The following is an 18,126-nucleotide window of genomic DNA, read 5'->3' as shown; positions in this document are numbered from 1 at the left end:
TGCCCGGCGTGTCGTCAAGGTTCTGAGTATGCGCAGATTTTCGTCCGGCAATTCTCGTCCGGCTTCCGGTCTGAATGCCATGAACCGGGCGATCAGTTCGGCGTCGATCCGGTCCGTCTTCGCCCGCGCGCCCCGGGAAAGCGCGAATGCCTTGATCTGTGCAGGAGAAAGCTGAACAGCGACAATCCCTGCAGCAGAAAGTTCCGTCCAGAGCACCCATTCGTGGCCACCCGTAGCTTCAAATCCGACTTTCATAGGGCCGGATAACTGCTGGATCATCGCGACCAGCGCATTACGACCGTCTGCAGTGTTGGGATTGCTGCTCTGACTGCGTGCGTGGTCGTGGCGCAGCCATGACGTATCTGTCCCATAGTGCGTCCTTCCACTCCAACGAATGGATCGCACCATCAAAACCTGGGATCAAACACTTAGGCGTCGCAGCCAAAGACCACTTCGAGCCAAACCGACCGATGCCACACCACGACTTTGCGACGATTGCTTTGCAAATAGCCATTGCTCGGGGATAATCCAATTCTCAATTGGGACGATCCCCGAGCGACGTCGCTGCAAACCTACTTCTTCTTTTTTTCGCCGAGAGATACAGGCGCTTTCCCTTTGGAAAAGTCAGCTGTGGCAACGACCTTTTCCTTGAACTTCTTCGGCTTTTTTGCTTCGCGGTTCCCGCGGCTCTTGTCGCCTTTGGACATTTGGTTTCCTCTCAAGTCTGGGTGATTGTGACGTTTGGCGATCGATCTGGTCTGTTCGCCAGTTCAGTTTTGCACCATCGGCCATACCCTTTCGGCTGATGGGGCGCGAGGGTGCTGCCAGACGAATTTGAACCCGTCTCCGCGTGGACAGTGAGCCTGCCCCTTATGCCGCGCCGAGTTGACGCCACTCGTCGAGAGCGGCGGCGCGGTTCTTCTTGAAATTTGCTCTCGAGTAGAAGCTGCGCTCCGAATTGAAATGGTTGAAGACCGAGGCATCGATGGCGGCAAACATCTGAAGACTTCGCATCCGCCGGAAGCGCTGCATTGCCCGTTCTCGTCGTCGGAATGGCAGGTGCGAGTTCTCCGCCCGATTGTTGAGCCAGCGGCCAGTTTCCTGCCGTTCCGCCGCGCCGCCCTCCTTCAAAGCGGCGCAATACGAACGAAGCTTGTCTGTTACGAAGACGTGCGGCCGACCGTGGCGCTTCATTGTTTTCTTTAGGAATTTCAATGCCGTCTTCTTGTCCCGTGCCTTCGTCACGAAGCTCTCCAGACCTCACCTTCGTGGTCGACGGCCCGCCACAGATAGTGCCGCTCGCCATTTATCTTCACGAACATCTCTTCAAGATGCCATTGCCACTGCGGCCCTAAACGCAGACGCTCGGCGCGTTTCTTGCGGATCTCCGCAGCGAACATCGGGCCGAAACGCTGCCACCAGAACCGGACGGATTCATGGCTGATGTCGATGCCGCGCTCGTGCAGCAGGTCTTCGACGTTCCGCAGCGACAAGGGGAAGCGTACGTAGAGTCAGCGCCCCGCCACGAGGCCGTTCTCGCTCATCAGCCGGGCTATGCGGTGACGACCGACTTGATGGCCTTCGTCGATCAGGTCGCGATGCATCCGCGGATTGCCAAAAGTGCCGTTCGACAGGGCGAACACTGTTCGAATGTGGGCGAGATGGATCATGTCCTGCCGCTTACGCTGGCAGGCCGGGCGATCGCGCCAGGCGAAGAACCCACTCTGGCTGACCTCCAGGACCCGACACATCCTGTGAATGGGAAAGCTTGCCTTCTCCGCCTCGATGAAGGCAAAGCTCATCGACCTGCGTCTTTCGAGAAGAAGGCCGCGGCTTTTTTTAGGATGTCGCGCTCCTGCTTCAGAACCGCGTTCTCGCGTCGCAATCGCTTCAGTTCGGCATGCACGTCGGCCGATGCCTCGACCGGCTCACCAGTATCAGTATCCTGTTCGCGACGGAGCCATCGCGTCTACGTTGAAAGCCCTATCCCAGATCTTCCGCGATCTCCCGGCGTGTCCGGCCGCTCGTCAGAGCCAGCCGCACCGCTTCACGCAGGAACTCCGGCGTCGGTCTGTTTCCGTTTCCCATAGAACACTTTCTGGTTCCGCAGTTGGTGCTCTCCACTTTTTCGGGGCAAGTCGAAAAACCATCTGAGCTCCAAGGGAGGCTCGAGCGCACGCCGATAACCACTCTGGATCCGATGCGGTGTCGAGCGGTGCTCTTGTGGTGCGGCGGCGAGTTTTCTCGTATGGTCATCCCATGACGCAAGCTCGTCCGTGGAACTGTCGTCGGCCTCTGACGAAGGCCCAGAGTGGTTCTTCGTGTCGGCCGTTCGAACCAATGTGGATCCAAATGCTCTCAAGTATCGTAATGTACCTGCGATACTATCATAGGGAGAGACAGGATGCGCTTTGGGGTTTCGGCTGCAGCGATCATAGCGGCCATCGTGTTCACGGTGATGGGCCCGAACGCGACGTATGCCCAGGGGCGTCCTGCGAGTGTGCAAACGGAAATCGTGTCTGTCGCCCGTATGTCGGAGACCTCGCGGGTCTTCGGGCAGGTCGTAGCCGAACGTGAAAGTGAGGTCGCGGCGCGGGTGCCCGGAATAGCTGCGGAAATTCCTGTGCGTGTCGGGAGCCGTGTCGAAGGCGGCGATATCCTAGCCCGTCTGGACACGGAACTGTTGCAGATAGAGGTCGCGCGCGCCGAAACAGAACTCATGATCGCCGAGGCTGGTGTGCTGGTGGCCGAGGCACGGCTGGATCGCGCCCTGAAGGCATTTGGCCGGGCCGAGAACCTACGGGCCAGTGCCAATATATCCGATGCGACGTTGGAAGAACGTACCTCTTCACTCGCAGAGGCGCGTGGTCTCAGACAGGAAGCCCAGGCACGGATCGCCTCGGCCCGCAACGCAATGGATCGCGCCCAGTACAACTTGCGCAATGCAACCGTTCGGGCTCCGTTCGCCGGCGTCGTCCTCGAGGTGTCCACCGAGATCGGACAATACGTGACGGCGGGAAGCAGGGTCGTGACCTTGCTGGATCTGGGCCAACTCGAGGTTCAGGCCAACATCCCGGCAGCGTTGATCGAGGCGTTGCGTCCCGATGAACCGGTCAAGGGGACAACAGGCACCGGTGTCGTTCTCGACCTCGAACTGCGGGCGATCCTGCCAACCGAGTTTTCGGCGACGCACACCCGCCCGGTTCTGTTTGACCTGATCGACTCCGACGCTAACGTGGCCGTCGGGCAGTCCGTGACCCTGGATGTCCCGGCGAGCGCGCCGCGCGACGTTCTGGTGGTGCCAAAGGATGCGCTGGTGCAATCGCGCGACGGCTGGAGCGTGTTTGTCAACGATGACGGGATTGCCGCGCCAAGGACGGTCGAGATCGGGGATGCCGTCGGAGGGAGCTTCGAGGTGTTGAGCGGATTGCAGCCCGGCGACGAGGTGGTCGTTCGGGGCAACGAAAGGTTGCGTCCCGGTCAGCCCATCGCGCCGAACAACGGCGCAGGGGCGGGTACGTCGGACGGTGGAGAGCGCCCACCCGCCTCCGCTGGAGCGGCAGCCTCGCAAAGCGCGCCATCTCCTTCGGGTGACGATGAAGAGGGCAGCCTGCAACCCGCGGCTGCGACGGTCCCCTCGGGAGTAGACGGGACGGAAACAGCCCGTACCGGGGAACTCGGGCGAGGATAGACCAATGGACCCAATCCGCATTGCGATTGAACGACCTATTGCCGTGATGGCGATCGTGGTCATGGCCTTCCTCTTTGGCGCCCTGGCCTTGAGCCGGATTCCCGTGCAGCTGGCCCCGGACGTACGCAAGCCCATTGTGGTCGTCGAAACTCTCTGGCCGGGAGCGGCTCCGGCCGAAGTCGAACGCGAGATAATCAACCCCCAGGAAGATGCCTTCCGCGGATTGGAAGGGCTCGACCGGATGACCAGCCGGGCCCGTCGGGGCGAAGCGTCGGTGACGCTGGAATTCTCCGTCGGGTCCGACATGGCCAACGTGCTCCTGCTGGTATCGAACCGGCTGGACCGGGTGGGGGGATACCCTGACGAAGCCAGCGAGCCGACCCTCAACACGTCAGGCTCCGATGACAGCCCGATTGCCTGGGTGATCGTGCGGGCGGTCGAGGGCAATACACGTCCGATATCCGAGTTCGGGGACTTCATGGAGGACGAAGTCAAGGAACGCTTGGAGCGGGTCGACGGGATCTCGACCGTGAACGTTTTTGGCGGCGTGACACGCGAGTTGCAGGTTGTCATCCACCCCGACGAACTCGCCCGCTTCGGAATGACGATCCCGGCTGTTCTGGCCAGCCTGCGTTCCGAGAACGTGAGCCTTTCGGCCGGAGACATCGAGGAAGGCAAGCGCCGCTACGTAGTGCGGGCGGACGGGAAGCTAGATACGATTCAGGCCGTCGAGAACGTCGTTCTTCGCAGCGAGACCCAGGGGCTGAGCAACACGCTTGGTCGGGTCCGGGTCAAGGACGTGGCCGATGTCGAGTTCGCCTACAAGGAAAGCAATGCGCAGCTTCGGTTTCGCGGAGAGCCGGCGCTGGCCTTCAACCTCGTGCGCGAACAGGGCGCAAATGTAATCGCCACGATGGACGAGACCAAACGCGTTCTGGACGAACTGGAGGCGGGACCGATCGCGTCAGCGGGTCTGACGCTTGAGCAGGTCTATGACGAGACCGTCTACATCGAAGGCGCGATCGACCTCGTGGTCCGGAATATCTGGATAGGTGGTTTGCTGGCGGCGGCTGTCCTGCTGATCTTCCTGCGGTCTCCTCGGGCCACCGTCGTGGTCAGCCTCGCCATCCCCGTTTCCATCGTCGCAACCTTCGTGGCGATGGCGGTTACGGGACGCACGCTCAACGTGATCTCTCTGGCCGGAATCGCCTTTGCCGTGGGTATGATCGTCGATGCCGCCATTGTGGTGCTGGAGAACATCTATCGGCTGATGGAGAAGGGCGTGAACCGCGGGCAAGCCGCCTACGAGGGCGCGCGGCAGGTCTGGGGCGCTGTTCTGGTCTCCGCGCTTACCACGGTGATGGTGTTCGTCCCGATTCTCGTCATGCAACTGGAAGCCGGCCAGTTGTTCCGCGACATCGCCGTGGCAATCTCCGTCTCGGTGATCCTGTCGCTGGTGGTGGCTGTGACGGTCGTACCGGCCCTGTCCAGTCGACTGCTTCAAGGCAGCAGCGTCGGTGCGCGCCGTATCCCGGGTGTGGACCACATCGCTTCCGGGTTCAGCTGGCTGGTGATGCGCTACGTGCGGCTCTCCGTCCGGTTCCGCGCGCTGGGCCTGACCTTCGTCGTCCTTATCGGGACCGGTGCGGCTCTTGCCGCCTGGGCCTTCCTGCCGAAGCTGGAATACCTGCCGGAAGGCAACCGGAACCTGGTGTTCGGATTGCTGATCCCCCCGCCGGGCTACAACCTGGCCACAACCGAGACTATCGCCGAGCGCATCGAGGCCGTCGCCCGCCCCATGTGGGAGGCCGCCCCGGCGACGGAGACCGAGGACGGAACCCCGTCCTTGCAGAGCTTCTTTTTCGTGGCGACCCCCGGCAACAGCTTTGTGGGCGCCGCAACGGTCGATGGCTCACGGGTTTCCGAAGTCATTCCGATCCTCTCCCGTCCGATCTTCTCCGAACCGGGAACTTTCGGCTTTATGACCCAGCCATCGCTCTTCGGGCGTGGCGTCGGCGGAGGCCGCACGATCGAGTTGAACATCTCCGGCAACGAGTTGGAAGATATTCTCGGCGTCGCAGGGCAGGCCGCTGGCGCGATTTCCGGGCTGCTGCCGCGTTCGGAAGGACACCAGTTCCGGCCGATCCCCGGACTGGAACTCGGTGCGCCCGAGGTCAGGTTGATCCCGGATCGTGTTCGTCTGGCCGACGCTGGCCTCTCTACCCGCGACTTCGCCGCCACAGTGGACGCATATAACGACGGAATCCGGGTCGCCGAGATCAACGTGGGCAACCGCCGGCTGGACCTGACGCTCAAGGGCGATGCGAGTGTGCAGAGCGCATTGCGTACCCAGGACATCGCCTCGTTGCCAATCGTCACGACCTCTGGCCAGATCGTGCCCGCCGGCGGGTTGGCTGAGGTGCGCGTGACCGCGGGTCCCACCGAGATCCGGCACCTTGAACGCCTGCGCACTGTCACCCTGGAGGTTCGACCGTCCGATGCCTTGCCGTTGGAAGCGGCGGTCGAACTTCTGGAAAAGGACGTGATCGCCCCGATCGAGGCGCGCGGGCTTCCGCCCGGCGTCCGCCTGACGGTGTCCGGCACCGCCGACCAGCTGTCGCAGACCTGGAACGCCATCCAGATCAATCTCGCCGTGGCACTGGTAATCGTGTTTCTGGTCATGGCGATCCTGTTCGAGAGCTTCGTGCTCCCGCTGGTCGTTCTGATTTCCGTACCTGTGGCCGCGGCCGGCGGCGTCGGGGGGCTCGCGGTCCTGAACATGATCGGGTCGCAACCGCTCGACATGCTCACCCTTCTGGGCTTCGTGATCCTTGTCGGGATCGTGGTCAACAACGCCATCCTCATTGTGCACCAATCGCTTCACCACTTGCGAAAGGATGGCATGGCTCCGGCAGTTGCGATCGAGGAGGCGACCCGCAACCGTATCCGGCCGATCTTCATGTCGACGCTGACGTCGGTGTTTGGAATGCTGCCGCTGGTGGTCTTCCCCGGCGCGGGGTCGGAGCTCTATCGCGGACTGGGAGCTGTTGTTGTCGGCGGCCTGTCAATGTCCGCTTTCCTGACGCTCCTCACCGTGCCGCCATTGCTCCGCCTCGCCCTCGGGTCCGGACGGCAACCGGACGCAGAATTGGCGCCTACGCCAGCGGAGTAGAGGCCGCGTCGCGCTCGTCCCGATGAGGAAGAGAGGGGGGAACAGCACCATCGCGTTCGACCCGCCAGTATCGCGTCTCGGTCAACTGAAGGGACACCACCAGACGCCTGTACCCTATGGCAACCGAGGCTATAGCCGCGAGACGAAGACAGATCTTCCGAGCGCCCGGTGGGCCTGCCCGAGCGACGCACGGACCGCGCGCTTTCGGAAGATGCACCAACACACGCGGCCGACGAGGGCCAGGACATGCGTCCCGCTGGAAGGATCTGGCCTTCACATTCCACGCAAAGGGTTCTGTCCTGCGGGCATCTGCACCGTCGCGGAGGGTTTGGTCTGCGGGCCGGGTGGGCTGAGTGTTGGGCGCATGCAGGACCTGTTACCGGGCCGAGCAGTGGAGACCATTCACGATGTCTAACATCCTGGAACAAGTGGCAACTAGCCGCGCGCCATGCCGATGGGGGCTTCCTGCAAAGGTGTGGCCTGAACCTCCAAACCCTTCTCAACCGAACTGCGGACCTTGTTGCACATAACGTCAGATACGGATGACGCGCCATCGAAACCTGTCGACACCTCTGATCCCGGAACCAAAAAAAGCGGCCCAGTGGACCACTGCGCCGCAAGCGATCCGCCGGAAACTGGCCGGCAGACCAAGGAGGAAAACTTCTCAGTCGTCGGAGTTCAGGACACCGTCTCCGTTTCGATCGCGACGCTCGATAAACCGCTGGAAGTCTTCGTTGAATTCTTCCACGGTCACCTGTCCGTCGCCGTCATCGTCATGCTGCTGGAACCTGTCCACCATCCGCTCGCGCATTGCGTCGAGCCACAGCGCCTCGTACTCGTCGATGCTCAAGGTTCCGTCCTGATCGGCGTCGAAAGTCTTGAGTTGTTCCGCACGTGCTCCAAGGATTTCGTCCTGAGACAAGCTCCCGTTCGCATCCGTGTCATAGGCGTCCAGCATATCAGCCAATCCGCTCACACTGGAGCCCCCGACATGCTTGCTGCCATGCCCCTTCATGCCGTACATCCCGCCATGGCCTTTCATGCCATGGTGGTTGGCCATTCCGTCCATGGCATGACTGTCTGCACTGGCCGTCCCTGCCACGGTGAGCAACGACAGGCTCATCGCCGCGGCGAATGTCCTCTTGATGGCGTTCATCTTACATATCCTTTGATGGGGAGGCTCTCCGGTGATAGCAGGTCAAGGCTGCGACCCCGTTCATGAACAGGTGGGCAGTGGCACGCGGAGCGTTGCCGTCTCGCCGAACGCTTCGGATGCCGTCCAGGACGCGGTCTGAACCGAAGCAGTGGCGCCACGGAGTTCGCTGTCGGATACGGTGATCCCTCGGCTCCCGCGGGTGTCATCAACGTCTAAGGTCAAGGCGACGGACTCACCGGCAGGCAGGCCGTCGAGCTGGAGCGTCACGGAACGGTCGCCGACTGACACCGCCGGCATGGCGCCGACGTAGTTTTCACCAGCCACGATCTCGAAAGGCCGGAAGACCTCGACGCCGGCCACGCTGCCGGTCACGTCGAATATGACGCCCGATGCGGAGGTCGATAAGTCGAGAGTAATGGTCATGTCCTCGAGGCCGCAGGATCCGGCGTTCGTCAGCACGAACCGGTCCTTGGGCGCGCCTTCCAGGAATTCGACCTTCACGTCGGCCAAGACCGGCGAGCAAAACAATGTTGCGACGGCCACTGCAACGAGATTTTTAATGGAGTTCAAAACGTTATTCCTGAATTCTGAGAGGCGGAAGGTGGCCGTGTTCGAGATGCGCACCGCCCCTGAGGGAGAGCGGGGACGGTGCGCCAGAGCAATGCGCCCCTTACTTGGGGAGGATCACCGCATCGATGACGTGGATCACGCCGTTAGAGGCCTCGATGTCAGCGGTCACAACATTGGCGCCGTTCACCGACACGCCACCATCGGTCATGATCGTCACGTCGCTGCCCTGCACGGTCGTTGCCATCATGTTGTTGCTGAGGTCACCACTCATCACCTTGCCGGGTACGACGTGGTAGGTGAGGATAGAGATTAGTTGGTCCTTGTTCTCGGGCTTGAGAAGCCCTTCGACCGTGCCTTCCGGCAGGGCTGCGAAGGCGTCGTCGGTGGGCGCAAACACGGTGAACGGGCCTTCGCCCTTCAGGGTGTCGACAAGACCGGCGGCTTGCACGGCTGCGACGAGCGTTCCGAACGAACCGGCTCCAACGGCTGTGTCGACGATGTCCTTGGAGTGGCCGTCTGCGAAGGCGGTGGTTGCGGCAAACAAGCTGGCTGCAGCGGTGGCGGCGACAAAGGTTCTGCGAAGCATGGTATCTCCATTCATTTGAGCCCGCGTCTTGCGGAATGATAGGGATACGGCAGGCGGCGCCACTCGGATCAATGTAAAATCGATTTTTCATTTCGCCCACCCGAACACGCGGGAACGCCGGGCTGCCAACTCGTCCGCCCGCCGTCGGGCGCTCTACTCCAATCTCAGCCCGTCAAGCTGCGCCCGAACGGACGCGCCGGTGTCGTCTCTGTCAGAGGAAATGGCGAGGCCCACGAGGACAGTCTTCTCCTCACCGAAGGCGCGTTTGAAATCTGATTTCAATTCAACAGTTTCCTGAACGTCTCCGGTGTCGGCAGGGCGTCGTCTGATCGTCTTTCCACGGGCCTTAAGATAGGGCTAGGGAAGTATCTCGCCCCTCCCGTGATTGCCGCCCCAGACGTCCATGATCACGCGCGCATCCGGTGCCCGGAGCATCTTGCGGACGTTGGCATTCCGGTTTGCTTCGGCGCGCTCGGGCGGCATGAACACGAAATAGAGAGCAAGGTTTCGGTCGTTTCCGCCCTTTCGTGCGAGCGGCGTTCCGGGCACGCTTTCACGGACCGAGCAGTTCCACGATGCCTTGGTCGCTGCACCATCGGACATCGAGAGACGGGTCCAGATCAGGGACACGGGCTCGTCGGATTGACCTGTACCGACAGCGAGGACTGGTTCTACTGGCTGCCTGCAAGTCGCGGGAACTTCTTTTCCGAAGAGTTCCCGAACGGCACCGCCGATGCGGAACTAGCGGCAAATAACAGGGTCGCGGCAAGGTTCCGGGTCGCTTTCATTCTCGTTCTCCGAGCAAAGCGGACACGGGCGAGCGTGTCCCGATCAGGCCCCAATTGGGCGACAGCCCTTCGATCCCGATGAGATGGCTGGGCGCGAACAGGTTTCCTTCCGGCCACACGTAAGCGTCGTTCAGACCGGATTCTGGGCACCCACGTAGTAGAGCAGCTTGCCTTCGTCATCGAAGAGCGGACGGATTCGAAGGCGGTTCATGAACGGCTCGCCGGTCTTGCGATAGTTGAGGATATCGATGGTGAAGGTGGTCCGGGCCTTCAGCGCGGCGCGGATGGCCTCGATGGCGTTCGGATTCGTGTCCGGCCCCTGCAGGAACCGGCAATTCAACCCCAGAACCTCTTCGGGCGCGTAACCTGTCTGGTCCTCGAACTCCTCGCTGATATAGATCATCGGGTTGTCGGGCAGCGCCGGATTGGTGATGACCACGCTCATCTCCCGCTCGTCGGATTCCAGAATGGCAATCAGGTCGTCTTCACTTGGAACGGGGTCGGACACTGACATCTCCTGCGGCAAGGGAAAGAACACGATTGGCTGCATCTTACCGCTCCGAGGCGCTTCGGCAATAGACGGATCTGCCGCACTCGAAAATCGTCCGGTCCACAGGGGTTTACCAATGTTCGGTTCCGGGGGCGCCCTTGGGAATTCCGGTGAGGTTTGGCGTGACCCAGCCGCCGTAGAATGCACCGGGCTGTGGGGTGCCCCTTTCTCCGTCCACGAAGCATCCGTCCATCGCGTTGGCATAGAACGCCAGGTAACCCGCCAGAGCCTTGAAACGTCGCGTCGGGCGGGTGTAGCACCAGGCGGCACGCGGAGCGGTTTGGCGGCCTGCGATCACGTCGAAATAACGCGCAGCACCCTTCCACTCGCAGACGCTGCGACCGCTGGCCTCCCGCAGGTCGGCAAGAACGTCGCCGGGAGGGAGGTAGTATGTGGGCGCGTGGTGGGTCTCCAGGACCCTGAGGGCCCCCGACGTGTAAGCCACGATCTCGTCGCCCAGGATGATCCGGATCGGATAGGGCACCGGTTCGAGGCGCGGCGGCCTCGGATAATCCTGCACGTTCTCGGGGGGAAGTGTCATCGCAAACCTCAAATGAAACGGGACAGGACCCACGCTGCTATCCCGATGTGGCCGAGCGTTATGCCGACGGACAGGGTATGAAGGGCCTTGAATCGTCGCGTGCGCCCGGTGTCGGTGGCCAGATTGATCGCTGGCATGAGGACCTGGCGAGTGGGGATCACGGTGGCGGCGACAAGTCCCATCAGTGCGGCGCCTGTCATGTCATCCGGCAGGAGGCACAAGGCCGCGACGACCGAGGCCACGAGGACAAACAGGTAGAAATGGGGAAACGCCCGGCGCAGCAACGGACCGGCCTGCATGGCGGGAAGCGACGAAAAGAGGAACGCGGCGAACCCGAAGGAATACAGGACCATGCCGCCGAAGAGCAGGGCCGTCGCGAGGAGCGCGAGCAAGGTCATCGCGTGATCCATCTTGTGGCGCGTGACAAGGTCGGACGAACCGGCAGAAACAGGCGGTACCCGGCGTCGAGCACGGCGGTGACAGGACGACGGCGCGCCAGGCGTCCCGCGACACGCCAACCGGGCAGGACCTCCCAGATCGCTGCGAACGCGGCGGCGCCTGATAGCAGGGATCCATCCGACCGGCGTACGTGGAAGCGGCGCATCGCGGCATCGCGTTCGAGATCCGGTCCGGTGTCAGCGGTCTCGGCGGACACATCCACCAAGTGCAGCGCATCGCTTCCCCTTCGAGATGCATAGAAGTTGATCTCTGCTGTGCAGAGCGGGCAGGAACCGTCGAAATAGACGGTCAGGCGATCGCCGGATTCGCCGGGGTCTGCCGTGGCGGTCAGTGCAGGATCGGATCTTGGCATGGCACGGCGGACCTTTTGGCTTTGTCTGAAACGTCAAATAGGTCGCACCTGCGCGGTGTCTCGTGCGAAATCCTTGATTGATGCGGGGGATCGGTTGGACAGGCGGCGCAAACGCACCAAATATCGCGCCATGAGTTTTCAAACGGATCTCTTCGCAAGCGTGCAAGGAAACCGCCAGTCCGGGTTACACCTACTGGACGCGTTCCGGCCGCGCATGGGCAAGCGCTACGCCGCGCAACGCAATATGGATGCCGGCCCAGGAAACCACCGGGCCGTGAGTCGTCTGTCGCCCTTTATCCGCCGTCGGCTCGTGACGGAGCAGGAAACCGTGATCGCGGCGGTCCGCGCGCACGGTCCGGAGGAAGCCTCGAAGTTCATCGAGGAGGTGTTCTGGCGGAGCTATTTTAAGGGATGGCTGGAACGTAGACCCTCGGTTTGGGCTGCCTACTGCACGGGTCTGGAACAGGATCTTGCGCAATCACGAAGTGACGAGCGGCGATGGGCCAGCGTCGAGGCCGCCGAAACCGGCGCCACCGGGATCGCGTGTTTCGATTTCTGGGCGCAGGAACTTGTGGAAACGGGATACCTGCACAATCACGCCCGCATGTGGTTCGCTTCGATCTGGATCTTCACATTGCGCCTCCCATGGCGCATCGGCGCCGATTTCTTCCTGCGCCATCTGATCGATGGCGATCCGGCCGCGAACACGCTCGGGTGGAGGTGGGTTGCCGGTCTGCACACGCGGGGCAAGGCATATGAAGCCAAGGCGTGGAACATCGAGAAGTTCAGCGGCGGCCGGTTCACGCCCACGGAGTCCGGCCTGGCCTCCAATGTGGCTTCGCTGGTCGCCGAGGAACCCGGCGGTCTCCCTCGGCCCGGGCCCTTGCGGCCGGTTCGCACTGCGACTCCGGGAACGACAACGGCTCTGCTGATCACCGAGGAGGATTGTCAGTCGGAGGAGTTCGACCTGTCGGCCTTTGACATCCGGGCCTGCGCGACCCTCGCCGGAAGCCCACTGCGGTCCTCCCGTCCGGTCGGCAGGGCCGTCGCGGAGTTCGAACGCACCGCTCTTGAGGATGCGGCAGCCCGTGTGGGCCGGCCAGCCGACGCGCTTGACGCCGCAAACGGGGCGGACCTCGCAGGTTGGGCCGTCTCCATTGGGGTCAAACAGGTCGTGACTCCCTACATCCCGGAAGGTCCATTGCGTGACTGGCTACACCCGCATCTCGCCGCACTGGATGCGAACGGTATCGCGTTCTGCGAGTTGCGCCGAGATTGGGACAGCGCGGTCTGGCCACACGCGACAGCGAGTTTCTTCAAAGTGAAAGACCGCATCCCCGAGATCCTCGAAGCCACCGGAGTATCGAAATGACTCAGATCGGAACGGCAATCATCGGCGCCGGGCTTGCCGGGCTGGCCTGTGCCACCGCGCTGCGTGAGTCGGGGCAGTCTACCGTGGTGTTTGACAAGTCTCGCGGCGTCGGGGGGCGGCTTTCGACGCGCCGGGCAGAGGGCGATCTCCGGTTCGATCACGGAGCCCAGTTCGTGACCGCGCGCACCCACGGCTTCGCAGCGTTGCTGCGCGAGTCCGAGGCGGCCGGGCAAGCGGCGGCGTGGAAGGACAGCGGCGATGCAGAGCGGATCGTCGGTGTTCCGGGCATGAACGCGATTGCGAAGCACATGGCCACCGGGCTCGACATCCGGCTCGGCGTGACAGTGACGGCGGTGGAGCGAGCCCCTATCGGTTGGCGCATCGACACGGATCGGGGCACGTGGACCTGCGAAAGACTTGTCGTTGCGGTGCCGGCACCGCAAGCAAAGGTGTTGCTGGCGGAGGAAAAGCCGTTGGTGCAGGAGATCGCTGCGGTGCGGATGGCGCCTTGCCTGGCCCTGATGGCGACGTTCGAAGAGGACGTGCCAGTGCCGTTTTGTACACGACGCGACCCTCAGGACGACCTCGACTGGATCGCGTTGAACAGTTCCAAGCCGGGCCGTGATGGGGCGCAAACATGGGTGGCCCATGCTGCGCCCGACTGGAGCCGCAAGAATCTGGAAGAAACACCGGAGGAAATCGCGGCGCTTATGCTGCCGATGTTGTGTGACAGGCTGGGCATTCACCCCACGTCCGCCCGCCACGTCGCCGCGCATCGTTGGCGGTTTGCGCGGGTGACCACCGCGCTCGGAGCGCCTTTTTTGCGGGACGGCTCGGGGAAACTCTACGCGGGTGGCGACTGGTGCCTCGGGGCGCGCGCGGAGAACGCATGGGAGAGCGGAGACGCCATCGCGCGCGACATCCTCGGGCTGGCGTGATGTAGGCACTACCGGGTACCTTGCTTGAAATCAGACGATCTCCCCGGCGTCCAGCCGTGAGAGAAAAGCTTCGGCTTCGTTGAGGATGTCCGCACGGCGGCGCTCGTCCATCCGGTCCCATGACCGATACATCTGACCCATCCTCGGATTGATCGCGAACCGCTCACGATGGCTATTCATGAAGTGCCAGTAGAGGAGGTTGAACGGACATCGGTCACGTCCAGCCCATCCTGCGCGCGTGACAATCCGATCACCTCCGCGCCGCGACCGGCAAACGCGGTCGCGATTGCGGCACCAACACCGCCCGATGCCCCGATGACAAGCGCTCTTTGCATGTGGTCTTCCTTTCGGTTCCCGGCCAGCACATAGCGCCATCGTTTCGGAAGGAAACGTACACGGGACGCTTCGGGCGACTGGTCAGGCCCGGGGACAGCTCTATCCTTTTCGACATGAGCAAGAACCCGCAAGGAAACACCCGGATTGGCGTTCAGGTCATGTGGTTCAAACGCGACCTGCGCGTCGACGACAATGCCGCGCTTGTCGCGGCGGCGGCACGCGGTCCGGTTCTGCCACTCTACGTCGTCGAGCCGGGCTACTGGGACCTGCCCGAAGCGTCGGCGCGGCATTGGGCGTTCCTGTCCGAGAGCCTGCGCGGGCTGTCGGAGGACCTCGCGCGCCGCGGTCAGTCTCTGATCCTGCGCAAGGGAGATATCATAGATGTGCTGGCCGACCTTAACGCGCGCCACGGGATCGCCGGGTTGCACTCTCACGAGGAAACAGGGGGTGACTGGACCTTCGCGCGGGATCGACGCGTAGCGGGGTTTTGTCGCGCCGAGGGGATCGCCTGGCAGGAACATCGCCAACACGGGGTGGAGCGTGGGCCCTCCACGCGAGAGGGGTGGGCAGGACGGTGGGACGCGATGATGCGCCAGCCCTGTTCCCGGCCGCCGGACCTTCAGCCGCTGGAAGGCATCGCGCCCGGCTACCTGCCGACGGCTGCGGAGATGGGCCTTGCCGCGGACCCCTGTCCGCAACGACAGTCGGGCGGGCGGCAGGCCGCTATCCGGCTCCTGTCGAGCTTTCTGGTGGAACGCGGCGCGGGCTATCGACGCGACATGTCCAGTCCATTGAGCGGCGCACGGGCCTGTTCCCGCCTGTCGCCCCACTTGGCCCACGGCACGCTCTCGGTCCGGGAGGTCACGCAGGCAACGTGGGCTCGACAGGCGGAACTGCGGGACAAGGGCCGTGCAGCGGCCGGATGGTGGCAATCCATGCAGTCCTTCTCGGGCCGGCTGCACTGGCATTGCCATTTCATCCAGAAGCTGGAGGACCGGCCGAGTATCGAAACGCGGAACCTGCATCGCGCCTATGACGACCTGCGCCCGCGCGCTCCTGACCGGCTCCGCCTGGAGGCATGGTGCAACGGGGAGACGGGACTGCCGTTCGTGGACGCCTGCATGCGATCCCTTGCGGCCACGGGATGGCTCAACTTCCGCATGCGGGCGATGCTGATGTCGGTTGCGAGCTATCACCTGTGGCTCGACTGGCGGGCGCCGGGACTTCACCTCGCCCGCAGTTTCACGGATTTCGAACCGGGCATTCACTGGCCGCAGGTACAGATGCAGTCGGGCACGACCGGGATCAACACGCCCCGGATCTACAACCCGGTCAAGCAGGGCAAAGATCAGGATCCGGAGGGGGCATTCGTGCGGCGCTGGCTACCGGAGCTGGACGAGATTCCGGACAGGCACTTACAAGCCCCCTGGCTGGCGGAGAATGCCGGCACCGTGCTCGGCCGTCAGTATCCCTTTCCGGTTGTGGAGCATCTCTTGGCAGCGCGCGAGGCTCGCCAGAAGATCTGGGCCGTGCGCAAGCGGCCCGGGTTCCGCGACGAGGCCGCGGGGATCGTCGCGCAGCACGCCAGTCGGCGAAAACCGCGTCGCAGGGCGCGCGTGCCCTCCGCGCAACTGTCGCTCCCGCTTGAACGGCCGAAGGCGGGATGATGTCGACGCGCCCCTTGCCCGAGAAACCCTGTATCCAGTGCGGTCGCCCGTTTTCGTGGCGCAAGAAGTGGCAACGCGACTGGGAGGCTGTCCGGTACTGTTCCGCGAGATGTCGTGGGGAGGCGCGAACGGCAGGACACGGAACGCGGAAGGGTGCCATGAACGCCGCGCGGGGGATGGGTGAGACATGACAGCAGTTCGAAACCTCACCCGAAAGGTCCCGGCCGGGCGCATCTCGCGGTTGCATCGCCTCGGGGCCCTGGCGACCGGTATTGCCGGACGGCTCGCTGTCGATGGCGTGCGCAAGCTGTCCCGAGGCGAGTCCCCCGAACTCCGGAGCCTGTTGCTCACGCCCACCAATGCGCGGCGGATCGCGGAAGACCTCGCGCACATGCGCGGCGCGGCGATGAAGATGGGACAGTTTTTGTCGATGGAGGCGGGCGATGTGCTGCCGCCGGAAATGGCACGTATCCTTGCCCGCCTGCGGGATGCGGCCGACCCGATGCCGCCGCGGCATCTCAAGGTTGTGCTGCGCGAGGCCTGGGGCGACGGCTGGCGGCGTGAGTTCCGGAGCTTCGACACCCGCCCCATCGCCGCGGCCTCCATCGGGCAGGTGCATCGGGCCCGGCTGCGGGACGGGCGCGAACTGGCCATCAAGGTCCAGTATCCCGGCATTGCCGACAGCATCGACAGCGATGTGGCCAATCTCGGTTCGCTTTTGCGGTTGTCGGGCTTGTTGCCGCGGGACTTCGACCTTGCGCCCTATCTCGCGGCGGCGCGGGCACAGTTGCGTGACGAAGCCAATTACGAGCAGGAAGCCCGGGCGATGGCCTCTTATGCTGCCATGATGGGGGGAACCGAGGGGTTCGTGCTGCCCGATGTGCTGCCGGATTGGTCGACCAGGTCCGTGCTCAGCATGACCTACCTGCCATCGCGCCCCATCGAAAGTCTGGAACAGGCGCCCCAGGCGGAGCGTGACCGGGCTATGCAACGCTTGCTTGCGCTGTTTCTCGACGAGGTTTTCACCCACCGGACAGTCCAGACAGACCCGAACTTTGCCAACTACCGCCATTGCCCGCGGACCGGCCGGATCGTCCTGCTCGACTTCGGCGCGGTGCGAGAGTTCGATCCGGCCTTCACCGAAACGATACGCGATCTTCTCGCAGCAGGGCTGGCGGGAGAGTGGTCGGCGTTGGAAACAAGCGTCGAAGCTCTTGGCCTGGTGTCTCCCGGGTCGTCGCCCGCCTTTCGGACGGCACTTCTTGACTTGGCGGCCTTGGTTTTTGACGCGTTGCGCCTCGAAACCTTCGACTTCGGGACCTCTGATCTCCTGGCCCTGCTGCGGGACGCCGGTCAGAGGCTGGCAGAGGCACAGGCCGCCCCCCCGGAGGTGCCGATCGACCTCCTCTACCTCCAACGCAAGGCGGGGGGCATGTTTCTTCTTGGGACACGGTTGCGCGCAAGGGTCGGGATCAGCGCATTGCTCTCGCAACATCTTGCGCGTTCCGGGTGATCTGACTCCAGTCTCGATGCGTGACAAGGGAGCTGTCAGACGGATTCGAACCGATCTCGGGTTGGAGAGCCGCCCCGCCCTTTATGCCGCGCCGAGTTGCCGCCACTCGGCGAGATGGGATGGTTGCCGCCCTCCCCAGACGGCATCGCAATGTGCCAAGATTGTGGTGTTGAACGCCACGCGTAGAGGAGGACGGCGAGATGAAGGATATGATGGTTGGAGTCGATCTGGCAAAGAGTGTTTTCCAGGTCCACGTAGCGTCGCGAACTGGAGAGGTGCAGTACCGTAAGAAACTGAGCCGAAAGCAATTTTGTGCGTTCATGGCGCAGCAAGAGCCAAGCCTGGTCATCTTTGAAGCCTGTGGGAGCGCTCATTATTGGGCGCGTGAAATGGAGGCGTTTGACCACGAGGTAAGGCTGATCGCACCGCAATATG

Annotated in this window: 19 protein-coding genes and 4 pseudogenes; 8 read left to right on the top strand and 15 right to left on the bottom strand. The window is 63.1% G+C overall.

The annotated features are described in order from the left end of the window. The 4 genes and pseudogenes from BLR85_RS24805 to BLR85_RS30045 form a co-directional block, all read right to left on the bottom strand. Nucleotides 1–279 (bottom strand): IS110 family transposase (locus BLR85_RS24805; RefSeq protein ID WP_170844752.1); only part of this gene is annotated, 279 nt, incomplete at its 3' end. A 293-nt stretch (nucleotides 280–572) separates the two neighbouring features. After that, nucleotides 573–707, bottom strand: a complete 135-nt coding sequence (locus BLR85_RS30300) for a hypothetical protein (RefSeq protein WP_093163778.1) — start codon at nucleotides 705–707, stop codon at nucleotides 573–575. Between the two features lie 163 nt (nucleotides 708–870). Beyond that, nucleotides 871–1,511 (bottom strand): annotated as a pseudogene (locus tag BLR85_RS24790) (IS6 family transposase); the annotation flags it as partial. A gap of 9 nt (nucleotides 1,512–1,520) precedes the next feature. After that, a pseudogene (locus tag BLR85_RS30045) lies at nucleotides 1,521–2,088 on the bottom strand (IS3 family transposase); the annotation flags it as partial. A gap of 316 nt (nucleotides 2,089–2,404) precedes the next feature. Between BLR85_RS30045 and BLR85_RS24780 the strand changes: the two are divergent. Together BLR85_RS24780 and BLR85_RS24775 are read left to right on the top strand one after the other, a co-directional pair. Then, nucleotides 2,405–3,691, top strand: coding sequence for an efflux RND transporter periplasmic adaptor subunit (locus tag BLR85_RS24780; RefSeq protein WP_093163772.1), 1,287 nt, complete (start codon nucleotides 2,405–2,407; stop codon nucleotides 3,689–3,691). Nucleotides 3,692–3,695: 4 nt separating this feature from the next. Then, nucleotides 3,696–6,863 carry an efflux RND transporter permease subunit gene (locus BLR85_RS24775; protein ID WP_093163769.1) on the top strand — a complete coding sequence of 1,056 codons (3,168 nt, stop codon included), beginning with the start codon at nucleotides 3,696–3,698 and terminating at the stop codon, nucleotides 6,861–6,863. A 664-nt stretch (nucleotides 6,864–7,527) separates the two neighbouring features. Here BLR85_RS24775 and BLR85_RS24770 read toward each other — a convergent pair. The 9 genes from BLR85_RS24770 to BLR85_RS24730 all read right to left on the bottom strand — a co-directional run bounded on the left by BLR85_RS24770 (nucleotide 7,528) and on the right by BLR85_RS24730 (nucleotide 11,865). Then, nucleotides 7,528–8,019 (bottom strand): EF-hand domain-containing protein, encoded by a 492-nt coding sequence (locus tag BLR85_RS24770; RefSeq protein ID WP_093163766.1) that lies wholly within the window; start codon nucleotides 8,017–8,019, stop codon nucleotides 7,528–7,530. Between the two features lie 60 nt (nucleotides 8,020–8,079). Beyond that, nucleotides 8,080–8,589, bottom strand: coding sequence for an aggregation factor core (locus tag BLR85_RS24765; protein WP_139188543.1), 510 nt, complete (start codon nucleotides 8,587–8,589; stop codon nucleotides 8,080–8,082). Between the two features lie 100 nt (nucleotides 8,590–8,689). Continuing rightward, complete coding sequence (locus BLR85_RS24760; protein WP_093163760.1) at nucleotides 8,690–9,175, bottom strand: fasciclin domain-containing protein; 486 nt, start codon at nucleotides 9,173–9,175, stop codon at nucleotides 8,690–8,692. A 153-nt stretch (nucleotides 9,176–9,328) separates the two neighbouring features. Next, on the bottom strand, nucleotides 9,329–9,505 hold the full coding sequence (locus tag BLR85_RS30390; protein ID WP_093163758.1) for a DUF3047 domain-containing protein: 177 nt from the start codon (nucleotides 9,503–9,505) through the stop codon (nucleotides 9,329–9,331). A gap of 27 nt (nucleotides 9,506–9,532) precedes the next feature. Continuing rightward, nucleotides 9,533–9,805 (bottom strand): DUF3047 domain-containing protein, encoded by a 273-nt coding sequence (locus BLR85_RS30385; protein WP_093163755.1) that lies wholly within the window; start codon nucleotides 9,803–9,805, stop codon nucleotides 9,533–9,535. A 288-nt stretch (nucleotides 9,806–10,093) separates the two neighbouring features. Next, entirely contained in the window at nucleotides 10,094–10,471 is a 378-nt protein-coding gene (locus BLR85_RS24745) for a PAS domain-containing protein (protein ID WP_244520866.1), read from the bottom strand. Nucleotides 10,472–10,583: 112 nt separating this feature from the next. Then, nucleotides 10,584–11,054 (bottom strand): DUF427 domain-containing protein, encoded by a 471-nt coding sequence (locus BLR85_RS24740; RefSeq protein WP_093163750.1) that lies wholly within the window; start codon nucleotides 11,052–11,054, stop codon nucleotides 10,584–10,586. Nucleotides 11,055–11,062: 8 nt separating this feature from the next. Next, nucleotides 11,063–11,452, bottom strand: a complete 390-nt coding sequence (locus tag BLR85_RS24735; protein WP_093163748.1) for a DUF4149 domain-containing protein — start codon at nucleotides 11,450–11,452, stop codon at nucleotides 11,063–11,065. Beyond that, nucleotides 11,449–11,865: a thiol-disulfide oxidoreductase DCC family protein gene (locus BLR85_RS24730; protein WP_093163746.1), complete on the bottom strand. Its 417-nt coding sequence runs from the start codon at nucleotides 11,863–11,865 to the stop codon at nucleotides 11,449–11,451. The genes BLR85_RS24735 and BLR85_RS24730 overlap by 4 nt, the downstream gene beginning before the upstream one ends. 274 nt (nucleotides 11,866–12,139) lie before the next feature. On the opposite strand from BLR85_RS24730, the gene BLR85_RS24725 reads away from it, so the two are divergent. Continuing rightward, nucleotides 12,140–13,237: an FAD-binding domain-containing protein gene (locus tag BLR85_RS24725; RefSeq protein WP_244520865.1), complete on the top strand. Its 1,098-nt coding sequence runs from the start codon at nucleotides 12,140–12,142 to the stop codon at nucleotides 13,235–13,237. Continuing rightward, a complete protein-coding gene (locus BLR85_RS24720) occupies nucleotides 13,234–14,175 on the top strand; it encodes an NAD(P)/FAD-dependent oxidoreductase (protein WP_093163741.1) in 942 nt (313 codons plus the stop codon). Before BLR85_RS24725 ends, BLR85_RS24720 begins: the two co-directional genes overlap by 4 nt. 30 nt (nucleotides 14,176–14,205) lie before the next feature. On the opposite strand, the pseudogene BLR85_RS24715 reads toward BLR85_RS24720, so the two are convergent. Next, nucleotides 14,206–14,397, bottom strand: a pseudogene (locus BLR85_RS24715) (cryptochrome/photolyase family protein); the annotation flags it as partial. Beyond that, nucleotides 14,352–14,510, bottom strand: coding sequence for an NAD-dependent epimerase/dehydratase family protein (locus BLR85_RS29355; RefSeq protein WP_170844750.1), 159 nt, complete (start codon nucleotides 14,508–14,510; stop codon nucleotides 14,352–14,354). The gene BLR85_RS29355 and the pseudogene BLR85_RS24715, both read right to left, overlap by 46 nt. A gap of 159 nt (nucleotides 14,511–14,669) precedes the next feature. Here BLR85_RS29355 and BLR85_RS24710 point away from each other — a divergent pair, with 159 nt between their 5' ends. From BLR85_RS24710 to BLR85_RS24695, 4 genes and pseudogenes are all read left to right on the top strand, one after another. Next, nucleotides 14,670–16,178 carry an FAD-binding domain-containing protein gene (locus BLR85_RS24710; RefSeq protein ID WP_342028815.1) on the top strand — a complete coding sequence of 503 codons (1,509 nt, stop codon included), beginning with the start codon at nucleotides 14,670–14,672 and terminating at the stop codon, nucleotides 16,176–16,178. Next, complete coding sequence (locus BLR85_RS24705; RefSeq protein WP_093163735.1) at nucleotides 16,175–16,369, top strand: DUF2256 domain-containing protein; 195 nt, start codon at nucleotides 16,175–16,177, stop codon at nucleotides 16,367–16,369. Before BLR85_RS24710 ends, BLR85_RS24705 begins: the two co-directional genes overlap by 4 nt. After that, the gene (locus BLR85_RS24700; protein WP_093163731.1) at nucleotides 16,366–17,691 is read left to right on the top strand and encodes an ABC1 kinase family protein; all 1,326 of its coding nucleotides are present in this window, start codon (nucleotides 16,366–16,368) and stop codon (nucleotides 17,689–17,691) included. Before BLR85_RS24705 ends, BLR85_RS24700 begins: the two co-directional genes overlap by 4 nt. Before the next feature lie 200 nt (nucleotides 17,692–17,891). Beyond that, a pseudogene (locus tag BLR85_RS24695) lies at nucleotides 17,892–18,126 on the top strand (IS110 family RNA-guided transposase); the annotation flags it as partial.

It is taken from the genome of Aliiruegeria lutimaris (genome assembly GCF_900099935.1).
GTDB lineage: Bacteria > Pseudomonadota > Alphaproteobacteria > Rhodobacterales > Rhodobacteraceae > Tropicimonas > Tropicimonas lutimaris.
The sequence above is the reverse complement of the archived record's forward strand: the minus strand, read 5'-3'. Positions and strand labels throughout refer to the sequence as shown.

What these genes read in the sequence shown, in the direction of transcription:
- BLR85_RS24705 (WP_093163735.1), top strand. Translation starts at nt 16,175, where the DNA reads ATGATGTCGACGCGCCCCTTGCCCGAGAAACCCTGTATCCAGTGCGGT.
- BLR85_RS24735 (WP_093163748.1), bottom strand. Translation starts at nt 11,452, where the DNA reads ATGACCTTGCTCGCGCTCCTCGCGACGGCCCTGCTCTTCGGCGGCATG.
- BLR85_RS24775 (WP_093163769.1), top strand. Translation starts at nt 3,696, where the DNA reads ATGGACCCAATCCGCATTGCGATTGAACGACCTATTGCCGTGATGGCG.
- BLR85_RS24700 (WP_093163731.1), top strand. Translation starts at nt 16,366, where the DNA reads ATGACAGCAGTTCGAAACCTCACCCGAAAGGTCCCGGCCGGGCGCATC.
- BLR85_RS24760 (WP_093163760.1), bottom strand. Translation starts at nt 9,175, where the DNA reads ATGCTTCGCAGAACCTTTGTCGCCGCCACCGCTGCAGCCAGCTTGTTT.
- BLR85_RS24780 (WP_093163772.1), top strand. Translation starts at nt 2,405, where the DNA reads ATGCGCTTTGGGGTTTCGGCTGCAGCGATCATAGCGGCCATCGTGTTC.
- BLR85_RS24730 (WP_093163746.1), bottom strand. Translation starts at nt 11,865, where the DNA reads ATGCCAAGATCCGATCCTGCACTGACCGCCACGGCAGACCCCGGCGAA.
- BLR85_RS24740 (WP_093163750.1), bottom strand. Translation starts at nt 11,054, where the DNA reads ATGACACTTCCCCCCGAGAACGTGCAGGATTATCCGAGGCCGCCGCGC.
- BLR85_RS24720 (WP_093163741.1), top strand. Translation starts at nt 13,234, where the DNA reads ATGACTCAGATCGGAACGGCAATCATCGGCGCCGGGCTTGCCGGGCTG.
- BLR85_RS30300 (WP_093163778.1), bottom strand. Translation starts at nt 707, where the DNA reads ATGTCCAAAGGCGACAAGAGCCGCGGGAACCGCGAAGCAAAAAAGCCG.
- BLR85_RS29355 (WP_170844750.1), bottom strand. Translation starts at nt 14,510, where the DNA reads ATGCAAAGAGCGCTTGTCATCGGGGCATCGGGCGGTGTTGGTGCCGCA.
- BLR85_RS24710 (WP_342028815.1), top strand. Translation starts at nt 14,670, where the DNA reads ATGTGGTTCAAACGCGACCTGCGCGTCGACGACAATGCCGCGCTTGTC.
- BLR85_RS24770 (WP_093163766.1), bottom strand. Translation starts at nt 8,019, where the DNA reads ATGAACGCCATCAAGAGGACATTCGCCGCGGCGATGAGCCTGTCGTTG.